The following is a 25,079-nucleotide window of genomic DNA, read 5'->3' on the forward strand; positions in this document are numbered from 1 at the left end:
CCGCGGCGGGCCGTCCGGCCGGGAAAAACCCCGGTAAGGGTGCCCTTAGGTGACCGGCTGGTGAACTGGCGCGGAATTGTGGATTCCCTGCGCCCAGCAGCCGTATGGCCCCGCCGGACCGTGCCTAGAGTGAGCCGCGCCCCGATCACTTGCACGAAACTGGAGGTCCGGTGTGTCCGCCGAACCCGACGGCATAGAAGCCCCGCCCCCGCCCCCGGCCCCCTCCGGTCCGCGCTTCCGGCCCGGCCGGCGGTGGCAGGTGGGCGCCGCCGCCGTGGCGGTCGCCGCGGCGGTGACCGCCACCGTGCTGGTCGCCAACTCCGGCGGCTCGTCGAAGGACGCCAGGGCCGGTGCCACCGCGCCGGCCGACGGGCTGCGGCACACCGCGATCGAGATCTCCCCCGGCACCTGCGGCAGCGGCTGGTCGGCGCCGAGGCCCGGCCGCCAGGTCTTCGACCTGCACAACACCTCCGACACCGCCTCCGAGGTCTACCTCGACGACCCGCGCACGGGGAAGATCTTCGGCGAGCTCGACGGCCTCGCGCCGGGCACCACCCGCCCGCTGACGGTGGACCTGGGCAGCGGCTCGTACGCCTTCAAGTGCCTGCAGGACGACACCGACGCCGTGACCGGCCCGACCGTCGTGGTGCCCGGCAAGCAGCCGCAGGGCCCGGCCGCCGCCCCGGTCAACCAGCACGACCTCATCCCGCCGACGCTCGACTACCAGAAGTGGGTCGGCGGCCGCATCGACGAGCTGGCGGCCGGCACCGTGAAGCTCAGGGCGGACATCGACCGCGGCGACCTCGCGGCGGCCCGCACCGACTGGCTGACCGCGCATCTGGTCTACGAGCGGATGGGCGCCGCGTACGACACCTTCGGGGACGCCGACGGCCTGATCAACGGGACCGTGGCCCGTACCCCCGGCGCGGAGCGGGACCCGGGCTTCACCGGCTTCCACCGCATCGAGTACGGCCTGTGGCACGGCGAGTCCGCGGCCTCGCTGCGCGCCCCGGCCGCCGCGCTCGTCGGCGCGGTGGCGGACCTCGAGGCGGGCTGGCCCGACCAGCGGATGGATCCGGCGGCGATGGGCCTGCGGGCCCACGAGATCATCGAGAACGCCGAGCAGTTCGAGCTCACCGCCCGCACCGACTACGGCAGCGGCACCAGCCTCGCGACCGCCCGCGCCAACCTCGACGGCACCCGCGCGATCCTCACCCGGCTGCGCGCCCTGCTCGTCCCCCGCGACCCCGCGGTCGCGCAGCTCGACGCGGCGCTGGACCGCACCCAGAAGGACCTGGACGCCCAGCACCACGGCGCCGCCTGGACGCCGGTCGGCAAGCTGACGCTCGCCCAGCGCGAGCGCATCGACGCCGACTTCGGCGACCTGCTGGAACAACTCGCCCCGGTGGCGACGATCTTCGAAGTACGGAGGACGGCATGACCGACACCGAGCACGGCGGCGACCTGCGGCGGCGCGGATTCCTGCGCGGCGCGGCACTGGGCGTGGGCGCGGTCGGCGCGGTGGCCGGCGGCGCCACCGCGCTGGCCGGTCCGGCCGCCTCGGCGGCCACCCCGTCCGCGACGGCCGCCGCGCGCCAGGCGTCCTTCCACGGAGCGCACCAGGCGGGCATCGTCGAGGAGGTCCAGACGTCGTCGGCGTTCCTGTCCTTCGACGTCACGGCCACCGACCGGCGCGAGCTGACCGAGCTGATGCACGCCGTCACCGACCGGGCGCGCTTCCTGACGGCGGGCGGCACACCGGCCCCGCTGGGCATCACCGGCGCCCCCTCCGACAGCGGCACCCTGGGCCCGCAGCTGCCGGGCGACGGGCTGACGGTGACCGTCGGCGTGGGCGCGTCGCTCTTCGACGGCCGCTTCGGACTCGCCGACCGCAAGCCGCTGCGGCTCACCGCGATGCCCGCCTTCGACGACGACGACCTCGACCCGGCGTGGTGCCACGGCGACCTGAGCCTCCAGCTCAGCGCCCCGCACCAGGACACCGTGCTGCACGCGCTGCGCGACATCGCCCGGCACACCCGCGGCGGGATGCAGGTGCGCTGGCGGATGGACGGCTTCACCAGCCCGCCGCGCCCGAGCGGCACCCCGCGCAACCACATGGGCTTCAAGGACGGCACCGCCAACCCCGACGTGACGGACCGCAAGACCGCCGACAGCCTGGTGTGGGTCGGCGCGGGCGCCGAGCCCGACTGGACGGCGGGCGGCTCCTACCAGGTGGTCCGGCTCATCCGGATGCTGGTGGAGTTCTGGGACCGGGTCTCGATCATGGAGCAGGAGCGGATGTTCGGACGCGCCCGGGACACCGGCGCGCCGCTCGACGGCAGCCACGAGTTCGACACGCCGAAATTCGCCCAGGACCCGACCGGCGACATCATCCCGCTGGACGCCCACATCCGGCTGGCCAACCCGCGCACCCCGAAGACCGACAGCTCGCGCCTGCTGCGCCGCGGCTACAACTACGACCGCGGCACGGACAGCAACGGCAACCTCGACATGGGGCTGCTCTTCGTCTGCTACCAGCAGGACCTGGAGCGGCAGTTCGCCGCAGTGCAGCAGCGGCTGGCGGGCGAGCCGCTGGTGGACTACATCTCGCCCTTCGGCGGCGGCTACTTCTTCGCGCTGCCCGGGGTGAAGGACCGCTCGGACTGGCTCGGCCGCGCGCTGCTCGGCTGACCGGCACCGCCCGGCCGGGCGTGTCGCACCGGCCGGGCGCCCCCGGGTGCTACGCGTAAAAGAACAGTCAAGTTTTCCCAAGGATTTACTGACCCGCTGTTCACCCTGACGCCACCACCGGGCCGTTGTCATGTCGCGGACCGCCCGGACGATCTCGTTCGACACCGTGCACGAATCGACAGCGGCACGCGTAAAGCGCCACGTAGCGGAGGCTGAGAAAGCATGAGCACCACAGGCGGCGGTACGAGCAGGAGAAGGGGAGCGCGCCCGGCCCGCTGGGCAGCGCTCGCGGGGGCGGCAGCGCTCGTTCTGGCGGGCGGCACCGCGCCCGCGTTCGCCGACTCCAACGGCCACGGGAAGGGCGGCGGTTCCACCGCCACCCCGATCAAGCACCTGGTCGTCATCTACGACGAGAACGTCTCGTTCGACCACTACTTCGGCAGCTACCCGGTGGCCGCCAACACCGACGGTACGAAGTTCACCGCGGCCAAGAACACGCCGAAGAACATCGACACCCTCAGCCACGCGGGCCTGCTGAAGAAGAACCCCAACCAGTACGCTCCCAAGCGTCTGGGGCCGGACCAGGCAGTCACCTGCGACCAGAACCACAACTACGGTCCCGAGCAGTACGCGGCCAACGGCGGCAAGGCCGACCTGTACGTCCAGAACACCGAGACCAGCACCTGCTCGGGCGGCCTGTTCGGCGAGCCCGGCCTGGTCATGGACTACTACGACGGCAACACCGTCAGCGCGCTGTGGAACTACGCCCAGCACTACTCGCTCGGTGACAACTCCTACAGCAGCGTCTACGGTCCCTCCACCCCGGGCGCGCTGAACCTGATCTCCGGCCAGACGCACGGCGTCATCTCGGTGGACCCGGCCTCGGGCACGGAGAACCCGAAGCAGACCGCCACGCCGGACGGCTACACGGTCCTCTCCCCCGACGGCAAGGGTGTCGGCACGGTCATCAACGACCCCGACCCGGCGTTCGACGACTGCTCGGACAACAGCCACACCAGCAAGAACGCGCTGGCCGTGATGCAGGGCAAGAACATCGGCGACCTGCTCAACGCCCAGAACGTGAGCTGGGGCTGGTTCCAGGGCGGCTTCCGCCCGTCCACCGCGTGGGACGGCAAGCAGGGTGACTACGCCTCCTGCGCCGCCAGCACGCACACCAACGTGGCCGGCGCGTCCTCGGTGGACTACAGCCCGCACCACTCGCCGTTCCAGTACTACAAGTCGACGTCGAACCCGCACCACCTGGCGCCGAAGAACACCGCCGAGATCGGCCACGACGGTCAGGCCAACCACAACTACGACCTGACCGACTTCGACGCCGCGCTCAAGGCGGGCAACCTGCCGGCCGTCAGCTTCCTGAAGGCCGCGGAGTTCCAGGACGGCCACGCCGCCTACTCCGACCCGATCGACGAGCAGAACTTCCTGGTCAAGGAGATCAACCAGCTCCAGCAGTCGCCGGAGTGGAAGGACACCGCGGTCGTCATCTCCTACGACGACTCCGACGGCTGGTACGACCACGCGTACGCCAAGCCGCAGAACGGCTCCAAGGACACCACGGTCGGCTCCAACGGCAAGACGACCGACAGCCCGGCCTGCCAGGCGGGCCCGAAGTCGGCCGGCGGCTACGCCGACCGCTGCGGCCCGGGCACCCGGCAGCCGCTGCTGGTGATCTCGCCCTGGAGCAAGACCAACTCGGTGGACCACACCCGCACCGAGCAGGCCTCGATCACCAAGTTCGTCGAGGACAACTGGAAGACCGGCCGCATCGGTGACGCGTCCTTCGACGCCCGCGCCAACACGCTGAACGGCGCCTTCGACTTCACGCACCCGAACAACCAGCAGGTGCTGCTCAACGCCGACGGTTCGGTGAAGTCGGTCAAGCCGATCAGCAACTCCGGCGGCGGCAACAGCAACGGCGGGAACGGCGGAAACGGCGGGAGCAGCGCCACCGGCGGCAGCCACGCCAACAGCGGCGGCAACGGCAACGGCAACGGCGGCAGCAACGGGCAGGGCAACAACACCGACACCCAGACGCTGGCCGAGACCGGTGGCACCTCGCCGGTGCTGCCCCTGGGCATCACCGCGGGCGTCCTGCTGGTCGGCGGCGGCGCCCTGTGGTACGCCCGCAAGCACCGCAGCGGCCGCACGGGAACCGCGGCCTGACCGCACCCCCGGCAAGCGGCCCCTGACCCGGCCGCGCGGCTGAACCGGACCCCCTGACCCCGGTTCGCCACCCGAGGCCGCCCCGGCACACCGCCGGGGCGGCCTCGGCGTACCCGCCGCGGCAGCCGTCCGCGCGGGGACGGGCCGGGGCGGGGCGCCGCGGGAGCCGTCCGCGCGAGGGACGGGCCGGGGCGAGCGGGCCGCTGCGGCAGCCGGGTGGCCGGCGCCGCGTCGCAGCCGGGCGGGGCGGCGGGGCAGGCTTAGGGTCGCGCCATGGAGACCGCCGGATACCTGCCCGCGCTGCGCCGCGAGAGCACCGCCCTCCGCGGCTGCCTGGCCGGCGGCGACCCGGACGCGCCGGTCCCGCACTGCCCCGGCTGGACGCTGCGGGATCTGGTGGGCCACCTGGGCGCCGGGCACGCCAGGGCGGTCACCGCGATCAGGGCCCGGCGCCCGGCGCACCGCTCGCCCGTACCGCCGCGCGAACCGGCGGCGCTGCTGCGCTGGTTCGACGAGCGCTGCACGGCGCTGCACGCCGTCCTGGACGCGGACCCGGCCGGGCCCGCGTGGACCTTCCACCCGCCGCGCACGGTGGGCTTCTGGCAGCGGCGCCGCTGCCTGGAGACGCTGGTGCACCGCTGGGACGCACAGCTCGCCGCGGGCGACACGCCCGGGCCCCTCGATCCGGAGCTGGCCGCCGACGGGGTCGCGGAGGTGCTGGACACCTTCGCGCCGCGGCAGGTCGCGGTCGGCCGGGCCGCGACCCCGCGCTGCGCGGTGGCCTTCGAGGCGACGGACACCGGCGGCTCGTGGACGTACGGGCCGGGCGCGCCCGCGGCGGCGGTCACCGGGCGGGCCGAGGAACTGCTGCTGATGCTGTGGCGGCGGCTGCCCGCCGAGGATCCGCGGCTGGTGTGGAAGGGCGACGCGGACGCGGCGGACGCCGTGCTGCGCGGCCCGCTGGTGCCGTGAGCGCGGGGCGCCGCGGCAGCGTGAAGCTCTGACGGTACGGAAGGGGAATTACCGCTTCCGCGTTCATGATCTGAAGGCTCCGCACCGGCCCTCCGCCGCCCGGCGGCTGCCCGACCGAGGTGGACACGAGGGACGGCGGTGCCGCGCGTCGAACACCCAGCGCGATACGCCCTGGTCAACGCGTCAAGTTCAACATCTGTCGCAAGTTACGGGCTATATGCCGGACTTGTTGGCCCTTCACCTTTTCGCCGCAGCGGCTTTGTGCACAACTCTTGACATGGATGAAACACAGGGAGAAACATCGCCGTGTGTGCCGGGAGAGCGCTCTCATTTCCATCGGGTTTCCGCCGAGAGAGCGCTCACCGTAACGTCCTCCGGCACCTGATGAACCGTCCGGACACGTATGCGTCCGGGCGTGCACCCTCTGCCCCCCACCTGTGGAACCAGGAGAGTTGCCCATGCTCGCTCCCCCCACCGGGACGGCCGCACTGAGATCCCCGGTGCTGTCCAACCGGCGCAAGGTGGCCGCGGCGCTGATCACGGCGCTGATCGCCTCGCTGCTGCTCTTCGTGCCCATGCGCTCGGCGCACGCGGCCGACACCCTGCTCTCGCAGGGCAAGACCGCGACCGCGTCCTCCACCGAGAACGGCGGCACCCCCGCCTCCGCGGCCGTCGACGGCAACACCGGCACCCGCTGGTCGTCCGCCGCGAGCGACCCGCAGTGGCTCCAGGTCGACCTCGGCGCCACCGACACCGTCACGTCGGTCACCCTCAACTGGGAGACGGCGTACGCGAAGGCCTTCAAGATCCAGACCTCGGCCGACGGCACCAACTGGACCGACGTCTACTCCACCACCACCGGCACCGGTGGCGTCCAGAACCTCACCGTAAACGGTTCCGGGCGCTATGTCCGGATCTACACGACCGTCCGCGCCACCCAGTACGGCGTGTCGCTGTGGGAGTTCCAGGTCTTCGGCAGCACCGGCGGCGGCACCAACCCGGGCGCGGGCACCCTGCTGTCGCAGGGCAAGACCGCGACCGCGTCCTCCACCGAGAACGCCGGCACCCCCGCCTCCGCCGCGGTGGACGGCAACACCGGCACCCGCTGGTCGTCCGCCGCCAGTGACCCGCAGTGGCTCCAGGTCGACCTCGGCGCCACCGCGACCCTCTCGTCGGTCACCCTCAACTGGGAGACGGCGTACGCGAAGGCCTTCAAGATCCAGACCTCGGCCGACGGCACCAACTGGACCGACGTCTACTCCACCACCACCGGCACCGGCGGCACCCAGACGCTCAACGTCTCGGGCAGCGGCCGGTACGTGCGGGTGTACGGCACTGTCCGGGCCACCGGCTACGGCTACTCGCTGTGGGAATTCCAGGTCTTCGGCACCACCGGTGGCGGCGGCACGACCACCCCGCCCACCACGCCGCCCACCACCGACCCGGGCGGCCCGATCCAGGGCGGCGGTGACCTCGGCCCGAACGTCAAGGTCTTCGACCCGTCGACCCCGAACCTCCAGGGCCAGCTGGACCAGATCTTCCAGCAGCAGGAGAGCAACCAGTTCGGCGACGCCCGCTACCAGGTGTTCTTCAAGCCGGGCACCTACAACGGGCTCAACGACCAGGTCGGCTTCTACACCTCGGTCTCGGGCCTGGGCAAGAACCCCGACGACGTCCAGATCAACGGTGACATCACCGTGGACGCCGGCTGGTTCAACGGCAACGCCACCCAGAACTTCTGGCGCTCGGTGGAGAACCTGGCCGTCAAGCCGGTCAGCGGCGACGACCGCTGGGCCGTCGCGCAGGCCGCGCCCTTCCGCCGCATCCACGTCGAGGGCGGCCTGAACCTGGCTCCCGCCAGCTACGGCTGGGCGTCCGGCGGCTACATCGCCGACAGCAAGATCGACGGCACCGTCGGCCCGTACTCGCAGCAGCAGTGGTACACCCGCGACAGCTCCATCCAGGGCTGGACCAACGGTGTGTGGAACATGGTGTTCTCGGGTGTCCAGGGCGCTCCGGCGCAGGGCTTCCCGAACCCCGTCTACACGACGCTGAACACCACGCCCGAGTCGCGCGAGAAGCCGTACATGTACCTGGACGGCAACAACTACTCGGTGTTCGTGCCGAACCTGCGCACCAACGCCAGCGGCGTGTCGTGGCCCAACACCCCGGGCACCTCGATCCCGCTGACGCAGTTCTACGTGGCCCACCCCGGTGACACCGCGGCGCACATCAACGCGGCGCTCGCCCAGGGCCTGAACCTGCTGCTCACCCCGGGCATCTACCACGTGGACCAGCCGATCAACGTGACCCGCGCCAACACCGTGGTGCTGGGCCTGGGTTACGCCACGGTCATCCCGGACAACGGCGTGGACGCGGTCAAGGTCGCGGACGTCGACGGCGTCAAGCTGGCCGGCTTCCTGATCGACGCCGGCACCGGCAACTCCGCGCAGCTGCTCCAGGTGGGCGCGCCCGGCTCGAACGCGAGCCACGCGTCCAACCCGACCACCGTCCAGGACGTCTTCGCCCGGATCGGCGGCGCGGGCCCGGGCAAGGCGGACACCGCGTTCGAGATCAACAGCAACGACGTGATCATCGACCACACGTGGCTGTGGCGCGCCGACCACGGCGCCGGCGTCGGGTGGACCACCAACCCGTCCAACACCGGTCTGCGGGTGAACGGCAACAACGTGCTGGCCACCGGTCTGTTCGTGGAGCACTTCGAGAAGTACGACGTCGAGTGGCACGGCCAGAACGGCAAGACGATCTTCTTCCAGAACGAGATCGCCTACGACCCGCCGAACCAGGCCGCGATCCAGAACGGCAGCATCCGCGGCTACGCGGCCTACAAGGTCGACGACAACGTGACCTCGCACGAGGGCTGGGGGCTCGGCAGCTACTGCAACTTCACCGCCGACCCGACGATCGTGCAGGACCACGGTTTCGAGGCCCCGAACAACCCGGGCGTGAAATTCCACGACCTGCTGGTGGTGTCGCTCGGTGGCATGGGCCAATACGCCCACGTCATCAACAACATCGGTCCCGGCACCTCGGGTACCAGCACGGTGCCGTCGACGGTCACCTCGTACCCGTAACCGCGCGGCGGTGAGGGCCGCCACGCGGTCGTCGGATGCGACGACCTGACGGACCGAAGGGGCCGCCGTTCCGGGAGACCGGGACGGCGGCCCCTGCCGTTGGCGCCGGTCCGGGCCGGACCGGCGCCAACGGCATTCCCTGGCGGGAATTGTCCGGACCGTCCCCGGGGCGCCAGGCTCTCGGACGTACCCGCGCACCGCGCGACGACGACTCCCCCGTGAGGTGGCACCGATGCCCGACACCGCTCTCGACGCGTTCGCGGACCGCTACGTGGCGGTCTGGAACGAACCCGACCCCGGCGCGCGGCGCAAGGCCGTCGAACGCCTCTGGGCCGACGACGCCCTCCAGGTCCTCCAGCCGCCGCAGGAGATGCGGGAGGCGGCGGAGAAGGTCGGCATGCGCAGCGTCGTCCTGGAGGCACACGGCCACGACGCCCTGGAATTCCGGGTCCGCACCGCCTACGAGGAGTTCGTCGCCCCCGGTGAGGCGGAATTCCGTCTGCACGGGGATGTGCAGCGGCTGCACGACGTCGTCCGCTTCAGCTGGGCCTACGGGCCGCGCGGCGGTGAACCGCAGGGCGGCGGCCTCCAGGTCCTGCTGCTCGCACCCGACGGCCGGATCGCCACTGATTACCAGTTCATCGGCCTGTGACCGTACGCGCCCCGGCTCCGCCCCGCCGTGGGCGGGGTGCGGGGCCGGGCCCCGGGCGCGGGGTTCGGCGACACGGCGTCAGACGGCACAGACGGCACACACGGCTCACACGGCTCAGACGGCTCAGACGGCGAAGGAGCGGGCCAGGCGGGCGCTCTGGGTCGGCGACAGCTCGCGGTCGATCGCCGGTATGAGGTCGCGCCGCTCGTGCGCCATGTACAGGTCGATCTCGCCCAGCACCCCGGACGCCGACACGTTGAAGGTGTCCTCCGGCTGCTCGTGCGTGATCAGGTTGTCCAGATTCCGCTGCAGCCGCTCGCCCTCCTCCCGGTCCTCCCGGACGACGTCGGCCGCCGCGTGCCGCTCGTCCAGCGCCTGCCGCGCGGTCTTCTCGGTCGCCTCGAAATGCCGGGCCAGCGCGTTGGCCACCGGGCGCAGATCCGCCCGGGTGGGCATACGGGTGTCGTCGTGCCGGACGCCGTCCACCATGGTGTGGATCGCGCCCGCGGATTCCTGGATGCGCGCCGAGAGCCCCTCGTGGTGGTCCCTCGCCTCGACCTCGGCATCCGCGTAGGCCTTCGCCCGCTCGTCGAAGTAGGCCGCCTGGCCGCGGATGTTCGCCGGGCCGGCGATGCGGTCGTGTTCGGGAGGCTCACCCGGGGTGTCTCCGGGCCTCATCAGTTCGCTCATCGCACTCGCTCCTTGCCTTCGCTGCCCTGGCGCCGGGGGCTACTCCTCCGGCTCGGGCCATTCCGCGTCCGACACGATGTGCACGGCCGCCTCCTCCGCGGAGGCCGCGGCGCCGTCGATGCCGACGTCCTCGCCGACCATCCCGTCCCGGCGCACGTGCACCCCCTCGTCGGGGGCGACGAGCCGCCCGGAACGAAACTCCCCCGCCTCGATGTCGACCAGCTCGCCGTCGGAGTCCACGTCGTCGCCCAGGCCGTCGCCGTCCGGCGGCCGGACGTCGGGCCGCTCGCGCGGCAGCCGTTCGTCCAGGTTCTCCCGGGCCTCCTGCTCGGCCGCGGTCGTGCCGTACTCGTCCACGGCGCGGGGTTTCTCCGGGGGCGAATACCCCTCGTCGAGGACGTCGTCCGGGCCGCCGACGACCAGGGTGTCCTCCGGCTCCAGCGGACCGGCGTCCTCCTGGATCCCGCTGCCGTCCGACTGCGGCTGGTAGACGTCGTCGCCCATCGTGCCGTCGATCCGCTCGGTCATGTCACCGCACCTGCCTCGTCCGCCGGCCTGGCACATCCGCGGGCCGCGGCCCGCGGAGGGGCGGCCGGACCTGCCGCGTCGGGCGCACGTCGCACGACTGACCACCGTCCTCCCTGATCAGGAGCGGTACGGCCCGCGATACCGCCGCGCCACCGCGGCGGCGGGGCGGGTCGTCCACCCGCTCGCCTGCCCGTCCGGCCGGCGCGGAAACCGGCCGGGGTGCCGTCCGCCGTTACTCCGTCCGGCCCCTCTCCATCATGCGGCGGCCCCCCGCGAGGCGCCACGGAGCGAGGGCGCCCGGTCAGGCACGGCCCCTTCGTCCCGGGTGCCGTCACGTTCGTCCCGGGTGCCGTCACGCGACCCCGCGCGGGCGGAACTGGACGCTGATCCGGCCGCCCACCGCCGCCCGCGTCTTGGGTATCGCGTGGTCCCACGTCCGCTGGCAACTACCGCCCATCACGATGAGATCCCCGTGGCCCAGCGGCACCTTCCGGGCCGGGGCCCCGCCGCCGCGCGGGCGCAGCAGCAGCGGGCGCGGCTCGCCGAGCGACAGGATCGCGACCATCGTGTCGTGCGTGGCGCCGCGCCCGAAGCGGTCGCCGTGCCAGGCGACGCTGTCCCGGCCGTCCCGGTAGTAGCACAGCCCCGCGCTGACGAAGGGCTCCCCCAGCTCGGCGGCGTAGTGCTCGCTCAGGCGGTCGCGCGCCTCGGCGAGCACCTGGTCGGGCAGCGGCGCGCCCGCGCCGTAGTGGGCGAGCAGCCGGGGCACCGCCACCACGCTGTCGTACATCGTGCGGCGCTCCTCCCGCCACGGCACGCACGCGGCCAGCTCCGCGAACAGGTCGTCGGCGCCGCTGAGCCATCCCGGCAGGACGTCCACCCACGCCCCGTGGCCGAGCGGGGTGCGACGCAGCCCGTCGAGACCGCCCAGGACGGGGGCGCCGGTGGCGAAGAGTGAGGTCTGCTGAAGGATCATGCCCCCACCATAACGCTCGATCGCACACCTTTTCGATTCCCCGTTCGAGTGAATCCCGAGCCGGCCCCGGACCCCCGGACCGGCCACCGGCCCGAACCGGCCACCGGAGCGCCGGAGCGCCTGGGCCGCGTCCCGGCGAAGCCGCGCGCCCGCGCCGCGCCCGGCGCACGATGGAGGCATGCTCTTCGCGGAAGTCGCCCGGGTCTCCAGGGACGTCGCGGGCACCGCGTCCCGCTCCCGCAAGACCGAGCTGCTCGCGGGCTTCTTCCGGGAGGCGGAGGCGGGCGACGTCCCGGTCGCCATCGCGTACCTCGCCGGCCGGCTGCCGCAGGGGCGCCTCGGCGTCGGCTGGGCCGCCCTGCGCGACCGCGCCGCGCCCGCCGCCGAGCCGCGGCTCACCGTCGCCGAGGTGGACGCGGCGCTCACCGCGGTCGCCGCCGTCTCGGGGCAGGGCGCCCAGGCCGGGCGGCGCGCCCTGCTGCAGGACCTGATGGGCGCGGCCACCGCGGGCGAGCAGGAGTACCTGATCGCCCTGATCACCGGCGAGGTCCGGCAGGGCGCCCTGGACGCGGCGGCGGCGGAGGGCCTGGCCGCGGCCACCGGAGCGCCGCCCGCGGACGTACGGCGGGCGTTGATGCTGGCCGGCGCGCTCGAACCCGTCGCACAGGCCCTGCTGGCCCGCGGCCCCGACGCGCTCGACGGCTTCCGGCTGACCGTCGGCCGCCCGCTGCTGCCGATGCTCGCCGCCTCCGCGAAGTCGGTCGCCGAGGCCGTCGGCAAGGCGGGCGGGCCCTGCGCGGTGGAGGAGAAGCTGGACGGCATCCGCATCCAGGCGCATCGCGACGGCGACGACGTGCGGCTCTTCACCCGAACGCTCGACGACGTCACCGGCCGGCTGCCGGAGATCGTCACGACCGTGCGCGCGCTGACCGGCACGCGGTTCGTCCTCGACGGCGAGGTGCTGGCCTTCGGCGAGGACGGGCGGCCGCGGCCCTTCCAGGAGACCGCCGGCCGGGTCGGCTCGCGCGTCGACGTCGCCGCGGCGGCGGCCGCGCTGCCCGTCTCCGCCGTCTTCTTCGACGTGCTCTCCGCCGGCGACCGCGATCTGCTCGACCTGCCCTACGGCGAACGCCACGCGGAGCTGGAGGCGATCGTGCCGCCCGCGGTACGCGTCCGGCGGGAGGTCCTGGCAGCACCGGACGACCCGGCGGCGGTGCGAGCGGCGGAGCAATTCATGGCGGCGGCGCTGGACCGCGGCCACGAGGGAGTCGTCGTCAAGGCCGACGACGGGCCGTACGCGGCAGGGCGCCGCGGGGCGTCATGGATCAAGGTCAAGCCCGTGCACACGCTCGACCTCGTCGTCCTCGCCGCGGAATGGGGCCACGGGCGGCGCACCGGCAAGCTGTCGAACCTCCACCTCGGGGCGCGCGCGGAGGACGGCTCCTTCGTCATGCTCGGCAAGACCTTCAAGGGCCTCACGGACGCGCTGCTCGCCTGGCAGACCGACCGCCTGCGGGAGCTCGCGGTGCGCGACGACGGCCGTGTGGTGACCGTCCGGCCCGAACTCGTCGTCGAGATCGCCTACGACGGCGTGCAGCGCTCCACGCGCTACCCGGCGGGCCTCACCCTGCGCTTCGCGCGCGTCGTGGGCTACCGGGAGGACAAGCGGGCGGACGAGGCGGACACGGTGTCCGCCGTCCGGGCAGCCCATGCGGGCTGAGCCCGCTCCGCCGGGGGGGTGGGGGTAAGGGTGCTTTTTCCGGCTGGCCGCCGGTGGGCCTACCTCCGGCCCGGGGGGCTGACGTCGGCGCAGGGCTGCCGGCCGGTGGGGGTTGCTCGCGCAGTTCCCCGCGCCCCTGGAGCAGCTTCCCTCCACGTTTGGCCAACCGCCGGTGGGGCTGCCTCCGGCACGGGGAGGCTGGCGCCGCTGCCGGACCACCGGCCGGTGGGGGTTGCTCGCGCAGTTCCCCGCGCCCCTGGAGCAGCTTCCCTCCACGTTTGGCCAACCGCCGGGGACGCCGGCCCCCGGCAGAGCTCCGCGCTCGGCCAGGCGCCCGTGAGGGTCAGCGGGAGGTCAGGCGGAAGGCTGCTTCCTCCTCCTGGTCGCCGGAGGCCGTGCCGGTCACCTTGACCGTGAAGGACTCCGCCAGGGCCTCGCGGAGGCGGTCGACGGCGTGGTAGCCGCCCTGGGCGGTGAGCTTCACCGGGGAATCCAGGGGGGCGGGGCCGCCGGGGAGGGCGAGGGTGCGGGAGACGTCGAAGGTCGCGGACCAGACGATCGGGGCCTGGCCCGCCGCCTCCGCCGGTTCGTCGTCGGCCGCGCGGTCGGCCGCGAAGCTGGTGTGCAGCGCGTCGAGCACGGTCTTGGCGTCCTCCTTCGTGCATCCGTCGATGATCACGGTGACCTGCGCCGCCGGTTCTGCGGACTGTTCGGGTGCCGTACTCACGGGGTGTCCTTCCGTCGCATGGGGGTACCGCTGCCCCGCACAGCGCATTTCCGCTCGCACGCGGACGAAACACCGGGTCACCCGAACAGCGGGGCGCGCGTCCGCGACAATGGAGCATGCCGTCTCGCGCCGCCCGCACCCCGCTCCCCTGCCCCTGCGGCCTGCCCGCCGCCTTCGCCGACTGCTGCGGCGCCCTGCACCAGGGCCGCGCCCACGCCGGTACGGCCGAGCAGCTCATGCGCTCGCGCTACGCCGCCTTCGCCGTACGCGACACCCGCTACCTGCTGCGCACCTGGCACTCGACGACCCGGCCGCGCGAGCTGGACCTCGACCGGGACGTGCGGTGGACCGGCCTCGACATCCTGGGCGGCACCGGCGGCAGCGCCTTCCACACCGAGGGGACGGTCGAATTCCGCGCGCACTACCGGCACCGCGGCGGGGAGGGCGCCCAGCACGAGGACAGCCGCTTCGTCCGCGAGGACGGGCTGTGGGTGTACGTCGGCGAGGCCGGGCGGCCCGGCCGGTGACCGCGGCACGGGGGAACGGGCTCGACCCCGCGGTACGCACCGCGCTCGCCGAGGAACTGCTCGCCGCGCTGCCCGCCGCGTGCCCCGGCTCCACCGCGGAGCTGCGCGGATCGCTCGCCGCGGGCACGGCGGACGCGTACAGCGACATCGACATCGCCTGGCGGGTGCCCGCCGCGGACTTCGCACGGTGCGTCGAGGGGGCGCGGCGCACGCTGGGCCGGGTCGGGCCGCTGCTGTCGCTGCGCTGCGACCCCGAATCCGCGGCGGAGCCCGGGGAGCGGCTGCTCTTCGCCGCCTTCCGCGGGCTGCCGCTCTTCTGGCGGCTCGACCTCGTGGTCCTCGCGGACGTGCCGGACGCGGCCACGGTGCCGGAGGGCGAGGTGGCCGATCCCTGGTCTCCCGCGGCGAGCGCGCTCGCCAACGCGGTGGGCGCGATCAAGGCGCTGCGCCGGGGGCGGGCGGATCTGGCGAGCGGGCTCGTCGAGCGCGGTCTTCGCCGGGTCGGCGTGCGTATCGCCCTCACGGGCGTGTGGCGTACGGACGTGGCCCGCCTCGTCGCGGCGTCCGTCGCCGCGGACCCGGCCCAGCAGCGCCTCGCCTCCGCGGTGGAGGCTCTCGCCTCCGAGCTCCTCCCCCGCTGAGCCCCATCTCCCTGCCGCGCCGGGCGCCCCGAAGGGGCGCGGGGAACTGCGCGAGCAACCACCCACCGGCCGGTGGTCCGGTACGGACCGAACTGCCCCTTCGGGCCGGTGACGATGTGACGGCACGTCGTGGCTGGTCGCGCAGTTCCCCGCGCCCCCAAAAACGCTCACCCGGCGCCGCTGCGCGCGACCGGCCCCGCGCAGCGGCAAGCTCTTCAGAACGACGGCTCAAGCCGTCGGGCGACCCGCGTCGTAGGAGAGGAAGCCGCGCTGGAAGAGCCCCACGCACGTGATCGCGGCGATGCAGGCGAGGCCGCCGCCGACGATCGCGGCGGTGGGGGTGAAGAGGTCGGCGGCGGAGCCGGCGAGGAAGTCGCCGAGGCGGGGGCCGCCGACCACGACGACGAGGAAGACGCCCTGGAGGCGTCCCCGCATGTCGTCGGGCGCCGCGGACTGGAGCATGGTGTTGCGGAAGACCATGCTCACGGTGTCGGCGCACCCGGCGAGGGCGAGGAAGAGCAGACCCAGCAGCAGGTTGCGGGTCAGGCCGAAGACGGCGACCGCGGCGCCCCAGGAGGCGACGGCCAGCAGGACGGCGAAGCCCTGGCGGCGGACGCGGCCGAGCCAGCCGGAGAAGACGCTGCCGAGCAGCGCCCCCACGGCGGGGGCGGCGGCGAGCAGGCCGACGGTGCGGGTGTCGCCGCCGTACCAGAGTCCGGCGATGGCGGGGAAGAGGACCCGCGGCTGGGCCAGCACCATGGCGGCGAGGTCGGTGACGAAGGTGGTCCGCAGGTTGGGCCGGGCGGCGAGGTAGCGCAGGCCCTCGACGACGGACGGACGGCGGCGCTCGGCGGCCTCGCCGGGGGCGCCCTCGCCGGGGAGCATCGCAGGGAGCCGCCACATCGCGTACAGGGAGGCGGTGAAGGCGGCGGCGTCGATGAGGTAGGCGGCCTGGTAGCCCCACAGGCCGACGAAGACGCCGCCGAGCATGGGCCCGGCCATCTGCCCGACGCCGCCGGACAGCGAGGCGAGGGCGTTGGCGGCGGGCAGCTGCTCGGGCGTGAGCAGCCGGGGGATCATGGAGGAGCGGGCCGGCGAGTTCATGGCGAAGCACACGGCCTGGAGGGCGACGATCGCGTAGAGCAGGCCGACGACCCGCAGGTGGGCGATGGCCGTGGCGGCGAGCGCGACGGACAGCAGGGTGGAGCCGCTCGCGGTGACGAGCCCGAGCCGGCGGCGGTCGACGGCGTCCGCGACGGCCCCGCCGTAGAGGCCGAAGACGATCAGCGGGCCGAGCGAGCAGAGGCCGACGAGGCCGACGTAGAAGCTGGAGCCGGTGATCGCGTAGACCTGGAGGGCGACGGCCATGGCCGTCATCTGCTGGCCTATGTAGGACACCGCGTTGCCGAACCAGAGCCGCCGGAAGTCGGGGCTGTCGCGCAGCGGCCCGATGTCGGCGAGGAGCCGGCGGCGGCCCTCGCCGGGGGCGCCGGGAGCCGCCCCTGACCCGGATGGCGCAGTCCGGTTTCTGCTGTCTTTCTTACTCTTGAGCACGGCAAACGGTAGCAACGCAGCCCGGCGCTGCCGCGGCCGGGGCGCCCCGCGGCAGCCGAACCGGAGACGGCCGCCGTCCGAATCTGGGGAAAAACCGGCTGGTGACCATCGCGCTGGCCGGAATACGCTGTGCGGGACGAACAGGCCCGGAGGGGATGTACCGGCCCCTTGAGCCCGTCCCGGAACGAGTCGCCACCTCGGCCCCCCTTCCGGCTATCGCAACAGGCGCCACCGCGTCCGTACCGCCCGAAGTCACACATCCCGCCGGGCGCCCGACGCTGGGAAACGACCGCGCCAGGGCGACCCCGGCCGACGCGACGCTAAGGAGAACGCGGTGTCTGGAGATCAGCTCACGCAGGAGGAGACAGCGCCCGAGGGCAAGCTGGGCGACGAGCGGCGCATCGTCCGGCTCGACGAGGAGGGACCGCTGGAGACGTGGTCCCGGTGTGCCCCGATCCGCCTCGCCGGATACGAGGACGACCCCTCCGAGACGCACATCCTGCGCAGTATCGATTAGTCGACCTCTCGACTTTCTGCATTTCGCGCCTTCCCGTAATCCTCTCGCCCGACCGGCGAACAGCGCCAGGCTCCCGGGCCGGGCGGCGGACGTTCACCCAGGTCCCCCGCCCGGTCCGCAGTCGTGACGGCCGCTCACGGCGCGCGGATACGGGCCCGCTTCGCGATGAGACGTGCGCGACATTCCCCGCGGATCGCGCATGTGCCCGCGGGGAGCGGGCATACGGGGGTCGACTTCACCGATCTTCGAGGAGTACGACGATGCTGATGGCCCACCCGACCGTGCTGCTGGACCTGGTGGAACGCTACGAGCTGCTCGACTCGGCCGCAGACGGCACGGACCCGCGCATCGCCGGCCAACTGCGCGACACCGCGTACACGTTGTGCGTGTCGACCGGCACCCGGGACATCACCGAGGCGCTGACGGTGGCGCGTGCGCACATCGTGGCGGCGGACGGCGCCGCGGACGGCGCGGCCGCCTGACACCACACGTTGGGATGAAAATCCCCCGCGACATGACCCGTTCGGCCCTCCGCGGCGTTGTCACGAGTAGCGGGCACTCGGCCCGTGACGATGTCCGGAAGGCAGGAATCGAAGTGAACGGACTCGCCCGGAAGGGCCTTGTCTGCGCGGTGGTCGCCGGCGGTGCGCTGGCCTCCGCGGGGTACGCGCAGGCGGATTCGACCGCTTCCGGTGACGCCACGGGCTCGCCGGGCATCCTGTCGGGCAATTCCGTGCAGGTGCCCGTCCATGTGCCGGTGAACGTGTGCGGGAACAGCGTCGGCGTGGCCGGCCTGCTCGACCCGGCGTTCGGCAACGACTGCGCGAACACCGCGCCCGCCCACACCCCCGTGCCGGCGCCGCCCGCCGAGCCGACCCCGGCGCTGGCGCACACCGGTGCGGGCGGCGTGTCCGCCATGGCGGCCGGAGGCGCGCTGCTGCTGCTCGGCGGAACGGTCCTCTACCGCCGTACCAGGCCCGCGGCCCGGCACTGACCCGCCGCACCGCCGGCGCCGCGGACCCGTACCCGGGCCGCGGCACCACCCGGTCGGCCGCTGCCGCGTACTGCCCCGGCGGGCCGCGGCCGCCTATCGTCGGCAGCGGTACCGGCAGCGGGTGCCGGCACCGGGACGGCAGGCGTCAGGCAGGCGTCGCGGCAGCGCGACGCGCGCCGGACGACGGTGAAGGAGGGCGGCAGGCATGGCACAGGAAGTCCGCGGGGTGATCGCGCCGGGCAAGGGCGAGCGGGTGCGCGTCGAGACGGTGACGGTGCCCGATCCGGGACCCGGCGAGGCGGTGGTGCGGGTGCAGGCGTGCGGGGTGTGCCACACCGACCTGCACTACAAGGAGGGCGGCATCGGGGACGACTTCCCGTATCTGCTCGGGCACGAGGCCGCCGGTGTCGTCGAGGAGACCGGGCCGGGTGTGACCGAGGTGCGGCCCGGCGACTTCGTGGTCCTCAACTGGCGTGCGGTGTGCGGCCGCTGCCGGGCCTGCCTGCGCGGCCGGCCCTGGTACTGCTTCGACACCCACAACGCGCGGCAGAAGATGACCCTGGCCGACGGCACCGAACTCTCCCCCGCGCTGGGGATCGGCGCCTTCGCCGAGAAGACCCTCGTCGCCGCGGGCCAGTGCACCAAGGTCGACCCGTCGGTGTCGCCGTCGGTCGCCGGGCTGCTCGGCTGCGGGGTGATGGCCGGCATCGGCGCCGCGCTCAACACCGGGGCGGTCGGCCGCGGCGACTCCGTCGCGGTGATCGGCTGCGGCGGCGTCGGCAACGCGGCCGTCGCCGGGGCCCGGCTGGCCGGCGCCGCGCGGATCATCGCGGTGGACGTCGACGACCGCAAGCTCGCGACCGCCTCCGCGCTCGGCGCCACCCACACCGTCAACGCCCGCGCCGGGGATCCGGTGGCCGCGATCCGCGAGCTGACCGGCGGTTTCGGCGCGGACGTGGTGATCGAGGCGGTGGGCCGCCCGGAGACGTACGAGCAGGCCTTCTACGCCCGGGATCTGGCCGGCACGGTGGTGCTGGTCGGGGTGCCCACGCCGGAGATGAAGCTCGAACTCCCGCTGCTGGACGTCTTCGGCCGCGGCGGGGCGCTCAAGTCGTCCTGGTACGGCGACTGCCTGCCCTCGCGGGATTTCCCGATGCTCGTCGACCTGCATCTGCAGGGGCGGCTGGACCTGGGCGCGTTCGTGAGCGAGACGATCGCGCTGGACGAGATCGAGGACGCCTTCGCGCGGATGCAGGCCGGGGACGTGCTGCGGTCCGTCGTCGTGATGTGACGCCCCCGGGGAGCCCACGGTGAGCGGCGCGACAGCGCCCCGGCGGAAAACGGCGGGGCGCGGCGGGCCGGACACGCCCTAGGGTGGTTGCGCGCGCAACGGACTACGGGCAGCACCTCAGCGTTGAGGTGCTGCTCGGCGCGCCCGCACGCACCACCGCGAAGACGTGATTTCGAGGAGCCTGCAATGGCGTTGCCGCAAGGCACGCTCAGCCACCGCTACCGTGGCGAGCACCCCGTACGAACCCTCCTCTACCTCTTCCATCCCGATCGGCGGCGGGTCGGCCTGGCCGTCGCCGCCTTCTTCGGCAAGCACACCCCGGTGTGGCTGCTCCCGCTGATCACCGCGAACGTCGTGGACGTCGTCGTCCAGCACCGGCCGATCCACATCCTGTGGTGGAATTCGGCGGTCCTGCTGGTGATCCTCGTGCTCAACCTGCCGCTGCACCTGACGTACGTGCGCTGCATGCAGGGCTCGATACGCCGGACCGGTACCCGGCTGCGCAGCGCGCTGTGCCACCGGATGCAGCAGCTGTCGATCGGCTACCACTCCCGGGTGAGCGCCGGTGTGCTCCAGGCCAAGGTCATCCGGGACGTGGAGACGATCGAGACCGCGGCGCAGCAGACCGCGGACAACGGGCTCGCGGCGCTGGCCACGCTGAGCGGCGGCCTGGTCGTCATCGGCGTCCAGGCACCCGCCTTCCTGCCGGTGTACCTGGTCGTGGTGCCGGCCTCGGCGACGCTCGTGGTCAAGCTGCGGCGGCGGCTGCGGGACCGCAACGAGTCCTTCCGGCAGCAGGTGGAGCAGCTGTCGTCGCGGGTCAACGAGATGACGGCGCTGATCCCGATCACCCGGGCGCACGGTCTGGAGAACACCGCGCTGCACCGTGTGGACCGCACGCTCGGCGAGGTGCTGCACGCGGGGCTGCGGCTGGACCGGCTCAACGGCTGGTTCGGCTCGATCGCCTGGATCCTGCTCAACGCGATCGGCGTGGCGTGCCTGGCGGGCTCGGCGCTGGTGGCGTACTACGGCTGGCTGAGCGTGACGCCGGGCACGGTGGTGATGCTCAGCGCGTACTTCTCCAGTCTGACCGGCTCGGTCACCACGCTGCTGACGCTCGCCCCGCAGATCGGCAAGGGCCTGGAGTCGGTGCGCTCGATCGGCGAGGTGCTCCAGGCGCCGGACCTGGAGCAGAACGACGGCAAGGCGCAGGTCCAGGGCGTCACGGGCCGGTTCGAATTCCGCGGGGTCGGCCACACCTACCCCGAGGCGGACCGCCCGTCGGTGACGGGCTTCGACCTGGACGTACGGGCCGGCGAGACGATCGCGCTGGTCGGCGGGTCGGGTGCGGGCAAGTCGACGGTGCTCAACCTGGTGATCGGCTTCCTGCGGCCGAGCGAGGGCAGCATCCTGCTGGACGGCGTCGACATGGAGACAATGGATCTGCGCGACTACCGCAACTGGCTGTCGGTGGTGCCGCAGGAGTCGATCCTGTTCGAGGGCAGCATCCGGGAGAACGTCACCTACGGCATGGACGAGGTGCCGGAGGAGCGGGTGCGGGCGGCGCTGCGCGACGCCAACGCGCTGGAGTTCATCGACCGGCTGCCGCACGGCCTGGACACGGTCGTCGGCGAGCGCGGCGCGCGGCTGTCCGGCGGGCAGAAGCAGCGCCTGGCCATCGCCCGCGCGCTGATCCGCGACCCGCGGGTGCTGGTCCTGGACGAGGCGACCTCGGCGCTGGACTCGCGCTCGGAGGCGCTGGTGCAGCAGGCGCTGACGCGGCTGGTCCGCGGCCGTACGGTCTTCGTCGTGGCGCACCGGCTGTCGACGATCCGGAACGCCGACCGGATCGTGGTGATGGACGAGGGCCGGATCGCGGAGGTCGGCTCGCACGCCGAACTGCTGCGCAGCGGCGGCGCGTACGCCGGGCTGCAGGCCGCGCAGCTCGCCTGAGCGCCCGAGCGCCGGGGCGGGGGGCCGTACGGACGGCCCCCGCCCCGCGCGGTGTCAGCCGCCGAGCACGGAGTCGACGAGGGACTTCGCCTCCTGCTGCACCTCGGCGAGGTGCTCGGCGCCGAGGAAGGACTCGGCGTAGATCTTGTAGACGTCCTCGGTGCCGGACGGGCGGGCGGCGAACCAGGCGCTGTCGGTGCAGACCTTGATGCCGCCGAGCGGCGCCCCGTTGCCCGGCGCCTCGTTGAGCACCGCGGTGACCGGTTCCCCGGCCAGCTCCCGGGCCGGGACCTGACCGGGCGACAGCTTGCCGAGGACGGCCTTCTGCTCGCGGTCGGCGGGCGCGTCGATCCTGGCGTAGGCCGGGGCGCCGAAGCGCTCGGTGAGCGCGGTGTAGTGCTCGGAGGGCGTCCTGCCGGTCACGGCGGTGATCTCGGCGGCGAGCAGGGCCAGCAGGATGCCGTCCTTGTCGGTGGTCCACACCGAGCCGTCGCGGCGCAGGAAGGACGCGCCCGCGGACTCCTCGCCGCCGAAGGCGAGGGTGCCGCCGTGCAGCCCGTCGACGAACCACTTGAAGCCGACCGGCACCTCGGTGAGCGGGCGGCCGAGGTCGGCGACGACCTTGTCGATCATCGAGGACGACACCAGGGTCTTGCCGATCGCCAGCTCCGGCCCCCACTGCTCGCGGTGGCCGGACAGGTAGTTGATCGCGACGGCGAGGTAGTGGTTGGGGTTCATCAGCCCGCCGTCGGGGGTGACGATGCCGTGCCGGTCGGCGTCGGCGTCGTTGCCGGTCGCGACGGTGTAGTCGTCCTTGCGGTCGATGAGCGAGGCCATCGCGTAGGGCGAGGAGCAGTCCATGCGGATCTTGCCGTCCCAGTCCAGCGTCATGAAGCGCCAGGTGGGGTCGGCGGCGGGGTTGACGACCGTCAGGTCCAGGCCGTGCCACTCGGCGATGCGGCCCCAGTAGTCGACGGAGGCGCCGCCCAGCGGGTCGGCGCCGATCGTGACGCCGGCCCGGCGCACCGCGACCAGGTCGAGCACCGCGGGCAGGTCGTCGACGTAGCGGCCGAGGAAGTCGTAGCGGCCGGTGGTGTCGGCGGCGAGCGCCCGTGAGTAGCCGATGCGGTGGACGCCCTTGAGGCCGTCGGCGATGAGCTGGTTGGCCCGGTCCTGGATCCAGGAGGTGGCGTCGGAGGCCGCGGGGCCGCCGTTCGGCGGGTTGTACTTGAAGCCGCCGTCCGAGGGCGGGTTGTGCGACGGGGTGACGACGACGCCGTCCGCCAGGCCCGAGGTGCGGCCTTTGTTGTAGGTGAGGATGGCGTGCGAGACGGCGGGGGTGGGTGTGAAGCCGCTGTTCTCGTCGAGCAGCACGGTCACCCCGTTGGCCGCGAAGACCTCCAGCGCCGTCACCCGGGCGGGCTCGGACAGGGCGTGGGTGTCGACGCCGAGGAAGAGCGGCCCGTCGGTGCCCTGCCGGCCGCGGTAGTCGCAGATGGCCTGGCTGGTGGCGGCGATGTGGTCCTCGTTGAAGGCGGTCGCCAGCGACGAGCCGCGGTGCCCCGAGGTCCCGAACACCACCCGCTGCGCGGGGTCGGCGGGGTCGGGGCGCAGCGCGTAGTAGGCCGTGACCAGGCGGGGTACGTCCACCAGGTCCTCGGTACGGGCGGGCTTCCCGGCACGCTGGTGCGCCATTCACGTCTCCTCGGCTGCTCGGTCGCGTCGGTCGGTCCCGGCTCGCGGCGTGCGGCGGGCCCGCCGACCATTGTCATCCCTGCCCCGCGACCACCCGTCGCTACCCGGCCATCTGACACACCAGGACCTAATGTGAGGTCATGGACCAGGATCAGAACGGGGTGGGCGTCCCGCTCGCGTCGAGGACCGGGCGGTGGGTGCTGGCCTGCTCGGTGCTGGGCTCGGGGATGGCGTTGCTGGACGGCACGATCGTCAACATCGCGCTGCCGCGTATCGGCGAGGACCTGGACGCACCGCTGTCGGCGCTGCAGTGGACGGTCAACGGCTACATGCTCACCCTCGCCGGGCTGATCCTGCTCGGTGGCGGCCTCGGCGACCGCTACGGGCGGCGCCGGGTCTTCGTCATCGGTGTGGTGTGGTTCGCGCTGGCGTCCGCGCTGTGCGGGATCGCGCCGACCGACGGGGTGCTCATCGCCGCCCGGGCGCTCCAGGGCGTGGGCGGGGCGCTGCTGACGCCGGGGTCGCTCGCGCTCGTGCAGTCGACCTTCCGGGAGGACGACCGGGCCAAGGCGGTCGGCGCGTGGTCGGGCCTGGGCGGGGTGGCGGGCGCGGTCGGGCCCTTCCTGGGCGGCTGGCTGGTGGACGGGCCCGGCTGGCGGTGGATCTTCCTGGTCAACCTGCCGATCGCCGCGGTGGTGGTGGCGATCGCGGTGCGCCATGTGCCCGAGAGCCGGGACCGGAACGCCTCCGGCAGCTTCGACGTACGGGGCGCGGCGCTGGCCGCGCTGTGCCTGGCCGGCGTCACGTACGCGCTGATCGCCGCGTCCGGCCATCCGTCGTGGACGTCGGTGGTGGTGCCCGCGCTGGCCGGGGTGGCGTGCGGGGTGGCCTTCCTGCGCACCGAGCGCCGCGTGAAGAACCCGATGCTGCCGCTGTCCGTCTTCTCCTCGCGGCTCTTCAGCTCGATGAACGTGGTGACGCTGTGCCTGTACGCGGCGATCGGCGGCGTCTTCTTCATCCTGCCCGTGCAGCTGCAGATCGCCGCCGGCTACAGCGCGCTGCACGCGGGCCTGGCGACGCTGCCGGTCACCGTGCTGATGCTGGTGCTGTCGGCCCCGGCGGGCGGGCTCGCCCAGCGCATCGGGCCGCGGCTGCCGCTCACGGTGGGACCGCTGGTGACCGCGGCCGGGCTGCTGCTGCTCATCCGGCTGGGGCCGGGCTCGTCGTCGTACGTGCTGGACGTGCTGCCCGCGGTGGTGGTGCAGGGGCTGGGGATGAGCATGTTCGTGGCGCCGCTGACGGCGACCGTGCTGGCGTCGGTGGACGTCGACCACGCCGGGATCGCCAGCGGCGTCAACAACGCGGCCGCGCGGGTGGCGCAGCTGCTGATCGTGGCGGCGCTGCCGCTCGCGGTGGGGCTGTCGAACCAGGCCTACCGCTCGCCGCACAAGGTGGACGACGCCTTCGGCAAGGCGATGCTGATCTGCGCCGGGCTGTGCGGTCTCTCGGCGCTGCTGGCCTTCACGCTGGTGCCGCGGCAGGCGCTGCGCGGGGAGCCGGGCGCGAAGCCCGCCGCCCGGCCGGAATGCCGGTCGAGCTGCGGCCTCAACTCCCCGCCGCTGGAGCCGGGCGGGCCGGGGCGCAGGGCGGCGGGCTGACCGGGCGCGTACGCCGG

At 73.3% G+C, this 25,079-nt stretch carries 21 protein-coding genes; 15 read left to right on the forward strand and 6 right to left on the reverse strand.

Going from position 1 to position 25,079, the window contains the following annotated elements:
* Nucleotides 1–172 precede the first annotated feature (172 nt).
* The 6 genes from ACH4SL_RS32710 to ACH4SL_RS32735 all read left to right on the forward strand — a co-directional run bounded on the left by ACH4SL_RS32710 (nt 173) and on the right by ACH4SL_RS32735 (nt 9,591).
* The gene (locus tag ACH4SL_RS32710) at nt 173–1,441 is read left to right on the forward strand and encodes an EfeM/EfeO family lipoprotein (protein ID WP_398452561.1); all 1,269 of its coding nucleotides are present in this window, start codon (nt 173–175) and stop codon (nt 1,439–1,441) included.
* Nucleotides 1,438–2,691: an iron uptake transporter deferrochelatase/peroxidase subunit gene (gene efeB / locus ACH4SL_RS32715; protein WP_398452566.1), complete on the forward strand. Its 1,254-nt coding sequence runs from the start codon at nt 1,438–1,440 to the stop codon at nt 2,689–2,691. Before ACH4SL_RS32710 ends, efeB begins: the two co-directional genes overlap by 4 nt.
* A 222-nt stretch (nt 2,692–2,913) precedes the next feature.
* Nucleotides 2,914–4,872 (forward strand): alkaline phosphatase family protein, encoded by a 1,959-nt coding sequence (locus ACH4SL_RS32720; protein WP_398452569.1) that lies wholly within the window; start codon nt 2,914–2,916, stop codon nt 4,870–4,872.
* Between the two features lie 273 nt (nt 4,873–5,145).
* The gene (locus ACH4SL_RS32725; protein WP_398452572.1) at nt 5,146–5,844 is read left to right on the forward strand and encodes a maleylpyruvate isomerase family mycothiol-dependent enzyme; all 699 of its coding nucleotides are present in this window, start codon (nt 5,146–5,148) and stop codon (nt 5,842–5,844) included.
* A gap of 458 nt (nt 5,845–6,302) precedes the next feature.
* The gene (locus tag ACH4SL_RS32730) at nt 6,303–8,939 is read left to right on the forward strand and encodes a discoidin domain-containing protein (RefSeq protein WP_398452575.1); all 2,637 of its coding nucleotides are present in this window, start codon (nt 6,303–6,305) and stop codon (nt 8,937–8,939) included.
* Nucleotides 8,940–9,171: 232 nt separating this feature from the next.
* A complete protein-coding gene (locus ACH4SL_RS32735; RefSeq protein ID WP_398452578.1) occupies nt 9,172–9,591 on the forward strand; it encodes a hypothetical protein in 420 nt (139 codons plus the stop codon).
* Nucleotides 9,592–9,714: 123 nt separating this feature from the next.
* Here the strand turns inward: ACH4SL_RS32735 and ACH4SL_RS32740 are convergent, their stop codons facing one another.
* The 3 genes from ACH4SL_RS32740 to ACH4SL_RS32750 all read right to left on the reverse strand — a co-directional run bounded on the left by ACH4SL_RS32740 (nt 9,715) and on the right by ACH4SL_RS32750 (nt 11,785).
* Nucleotides 9,715–10,281 carry a hypothetical protein gene (locus ACH4SL_RS32740; RefSeq protein ID WP_398452580.1) on the reverse strand — a complete coding sequence of 189 codons (567 nt, stop codon included), beginning with the start codon at nt 10,279–10,281 and terminating at the stop codon, nt 9,715–9,717.
* 39 nt (nt 10,282–10,320) lie between these two features.
* Complete coding sequence (locus ACH4SL_RS32745; protein ID WP_398452583.1) at nt 10,321–10,809, reverse strand: DUF5709 domain-containing protein; 489 nt, start codon at nt 10,807–10,809, stop codon at nt 10,321–10,323.
* 352 nt (nt 10,810–11,161) lie between these two features.
* Entirely contained in the window at nt 11,162–11,785 is a 624-nt protein-coding gene (locus ACH4SL_RS32750; RefSeq protein WP_398452585.1) for an alpha-ketoglutarate-dependent dioxygenase AlkB family protein, read from the reverse strand.
* Between the two features lie 178 nt (nt 11,786–11,963).
* On the opposite strand from ACH4SL_RS32750, the gene ACH4SL_RS32755 reads away from it, so the two are divergent.
* A complete protein-coding gene (locus tag ACH4SL_RS32755) occupies nt 11,964–13,505 on the forward strand; it encodes an ATP-dependent DNA ligase (RefSeq protein WP_398452587.1) in 1,542 nt (513 codons plus the stop codon).
* A gap of 343 nt (nt 13,506–13,848) precedes the next feature.
* Here the strand turns inward: ACH4SL_RS32755 and ACH4SL_RS32760 are convergent, their stop codons facing one another.
* Nucleotides 13,849–14,232, reverse strand: a complete 384-nt coding sequence (locus ACH4SL_RS32760) for a hypothetical protein (RefSeq protein ID WP_398452589.1) — start codon at nt 14,230–14,232, stop codon at nt 13,849–13,851.
* A 116-nt stretch (nt 14,233–14,348) separates the two neighbouring features.
* On the opposite strand from ACH4SL_RS32760, the gene ACH4SL_RS32765 reads away from it, so the two are divergent.
* Together ACH4SL_RS32765 and ACH4SL_RS32770 are read left to right on the forward strand one after the other, a co-directional pair.
* The gene (locus ACH4SL_RS32765) at nt 14,349–14,759 is read left to right on the forward strand and encodes a YchJ family protein (RefSeq protein ID WP_398452591.1); all 411 of its coding nucleotides are present in this window, start codon (nt 14,349–14,351) and stop codon (nt 14,757–14,759) included.
* Entirely contained in the window at nt 14,756–15,400 is a 645-nt protein-coding gene (locus tag ACH4SL_RS32770) for a hypothetical protein (RefSeq protein WP_398452593.1), read from the forward strand. Before ACH4SL_RS32765 ends, ACH4SL_RS32770 begins: the two co-directional genes overlap by 4 nt.
* 228 nt (nt 15,401–15,628) lie before the next feature.
* Here the strand turns inward: ACH4SL_RS32770 and ACH4SL_RS32775 are convergent, their stop codons facing one another.
* On the reverse strand, nt 15,629–16,852 hold the full coding sequence (locus ACH4SL_RS32775) for an MFS transporter (protein WP_398452654.1): 1,224 nt from the start codon (nt 16,850–16,852) through the stop codon (nt 15,629–15,631).
* Nucleotides 16,853–17,288: 436 nt separating this feature from the next.
* Between ACH4SL_RS32775 and ACH4SL_RS32780 the strand changes: the two genes are divergently transcribed.
* The 5 genes from ACH4SL_RS32780 (at nt 17,289) to ACH4SL_RS32800 (ending at nt 21,709) form a co-directional block, all read left to right on the forward strand.
* Entirely contained in the window at nt 17,289–17,471 is a 183-nt protein-coding gene (locus ACH4SL_RS32780) for a hypothetical protein (RefSeq protein WP_398452656.1), read from the forward strand.
* Between the two features lie 260 nt (nt 17,472–17,731).
* Nucleotides 17,732–17,953: a DUF5133 domain-containing protein gene (locus ACH4SL_RS32785; protein ID WP_398452596.1), complete on the forward strand. Its 222-nt coding sequence runs from the start codon at nt 17,732–17,734 to the stop codon at nt 17,951–17,953.
* 113 nt (nt 17,954–18,066) lie between these two features.
* Complete coding sequence (locus ACH4SL_RS32790; protein ID WP_398452598.1) at nt 18,067–18,465, forward strand: chaplin; 399 nt, start codon at nt 18,067–18,069, stop codon at nt 18,463–18,465.
* A 205-nt stretch (nt 18,466–18,670) separates the two neighbouring features.
* Nucleotides 18,671–19,756 carry an S-(hydroxymethyl)mycothiol dehydrogenase gene (locus ACH4SL_RS32795; protein ID WP_398452600.1) on the forward strand — a complete coding sequence of 362 codons (1,086 nt, stop codon included), beginning with the start codon at nt 18,671–18,673 and terminating at the stop codon, nt 19,754–19,756.
* A 186-nt stretch (nt 19,757–19,942) separates the two neighbouring features.
* Nucleotides 19,943–21,709, forward strand: a complete 1,767-nt coding sequence (locus tag ACH4SL_RS32800) for an ABC transporter ATP-binding protein (protein WP_398452602.1) — start codon at nt 19,943–19,945, stop codon at nt 21,707–21,709.
* 54 nt (nt 21,710–21,763) lie between these two features.
* Here the strand turns inward: ACH4SL_RS32800 and pgm are convergent, their stop codons facing one another.
* Nucleotides 21,764–23,404: a phosphoglucomutase (alpha-D-glucose-1,6-bisphosphate-dependent) gene (gene pgm / locus ACH4SL_RS32805; RefSeq protein WP_398452605.1), complete on the reverse strand. Its 1,641-nt coding sequence runs from the start codon at nt 23,402–23,404 to the stop codon at nt 21,764–21,766.
* 140 nt (nt 23,405–23,544) lie between these two features.
* Between pgm and ACH4SL_RS32810 the strand changes: the two genes are divergently transcribed.
* Nucleotides 23,545–25,062, forward strand: coding sequence for an MFS transporter (locus ACH4SL_RS32810; protein ID WP_398452607.1), 1,518 nt, complete (start codon nt 23,545–23,547; stop codon nt 25,060–25,062).
* Nucleotides 25,063–25,079 lie beyond the last annotated feature (17 nt).

This window comes from Streptomyces sp. NPDC021020 (assembly GCF_044333285.1).
In the GTDB taxonomy this organism is placed as follows: domain Bacteria; phylum Actinomycetota; class Actinomycetes; order Streptomycetales; family Streptomycetaceae; genus Actinacidiphila.

Excerpts from the sequence above, each read along its gene's own strand:
- efeB (WP_398452566.1), top strand. The coding sequence starts at position 1,438 with ATGACCGACACCGAGCACGGCGGCGACCTGCGGCGGCGCGGATTCCTG.
- ACH4SL_RS32720 (WP_398452569.1), top strand. The coding sequence starts at position 2,914 with ATGAGCACCACAGGCGGCGGTACGAGCAGGAGAAGGGGAGCGCGCCCG.
- ACH4SL_RS32725 (WP_398452572.1), top strand. The coding sequence starts at position 5,146 with ATGGAGACCGCCGGATACCTGCCCGCGCTGCGCCGCGAGAGCACCGCC.
- ACH4SL_RS32730 (WP_398452575.1), top strand. The coding sequence starts at position 6,303 with ATGCTCGCTCCCCCCACCGGGACGGCCGCACTGAGATCCCCGGTGCTG.
- ACH4SL_RS32735 (WP_398452578.1), top strand. The coding sequence starts at position 9,172 with ATGCCCGACACCGCTCTCGACGCGTTCGCGGACCGCTACGTGGCGGTC.
- ACH4SL_RS32740 (WP_398452580.1), bottom strand. The coding sequence starts at position 10,281 with ATGAGCGAACTGATGAGGCCCGGAGACACCCCGGGTGAGCCTCCCGAA.
- ACH4SL_RS32745 (WP_398452583.1), bottom strand. The coding sequence starts at position 10,809 with ATGACCGAGCGGATCGACGGCACGATGGGCGACGACGTCTACCAGCCG.
- ACH4SL_RS32750 (WP_398452585.1), bottom strand. The coding sequence starts at position 11,785 with ATGATCCTTCAGCAGACCTCACTCTTCGCCACCGGCGCCCCCGTCCTG.
- ACH4SL_RS32755 (WP_398452587.1), top strand. The coding sequence starts at position 11,964 with ATGCTCTTCGCGGAAGTCGCCCGGGTCTCCAGGGACGTCGCGGGCACC.
- ACH4SL_RS32765 (WP_398452591.1), top strand. The coding sequence starts at position 14,349 with ATGCCGTCTCGCGCCGCCCGCACCCCGCTCCCCTGCCCCTGCGGCCTG.
- ACH4SL_RS32785 (WP_398452596.1), top strand. The coding sequence starts at position 17,732 with ATGCTGATGGCCCACCCGACCGTGCTGCTGGACCTGGTGGAACGCTAC.
- ACH4SL_RS32795 (WP_398452600.1), top strand. The coding sequence starts at position 18,671 with ATGGCACAGGAAGTCCGCGGGGTGATCGCGCCGGGCAAGGGCGAGCGG.
- ACH4SL_RS32800 (WP_398452602.1), top strand. The coding sequence starts at position 19,943 with ATGGCGTTGCCGCAAGGCACGCTCAGCCACCGCTACCGTGGCGAGCAC.
- pgm (WP_398452605.1), bottom strand. The coding sequence starts at position 23,404 with ATGGCGCACCAGCGTGCCGGGAAGCCCGCCCGTACCGAGGACCTGGTG.
- ACH4SL_RS32810 (WP_398452607.1), top strand. The coding sequence starts at position 23,545 with ATGGACCAGGATCAGAACGGGGTGGGCGTCCCGCTCGCGTCGAGGACC.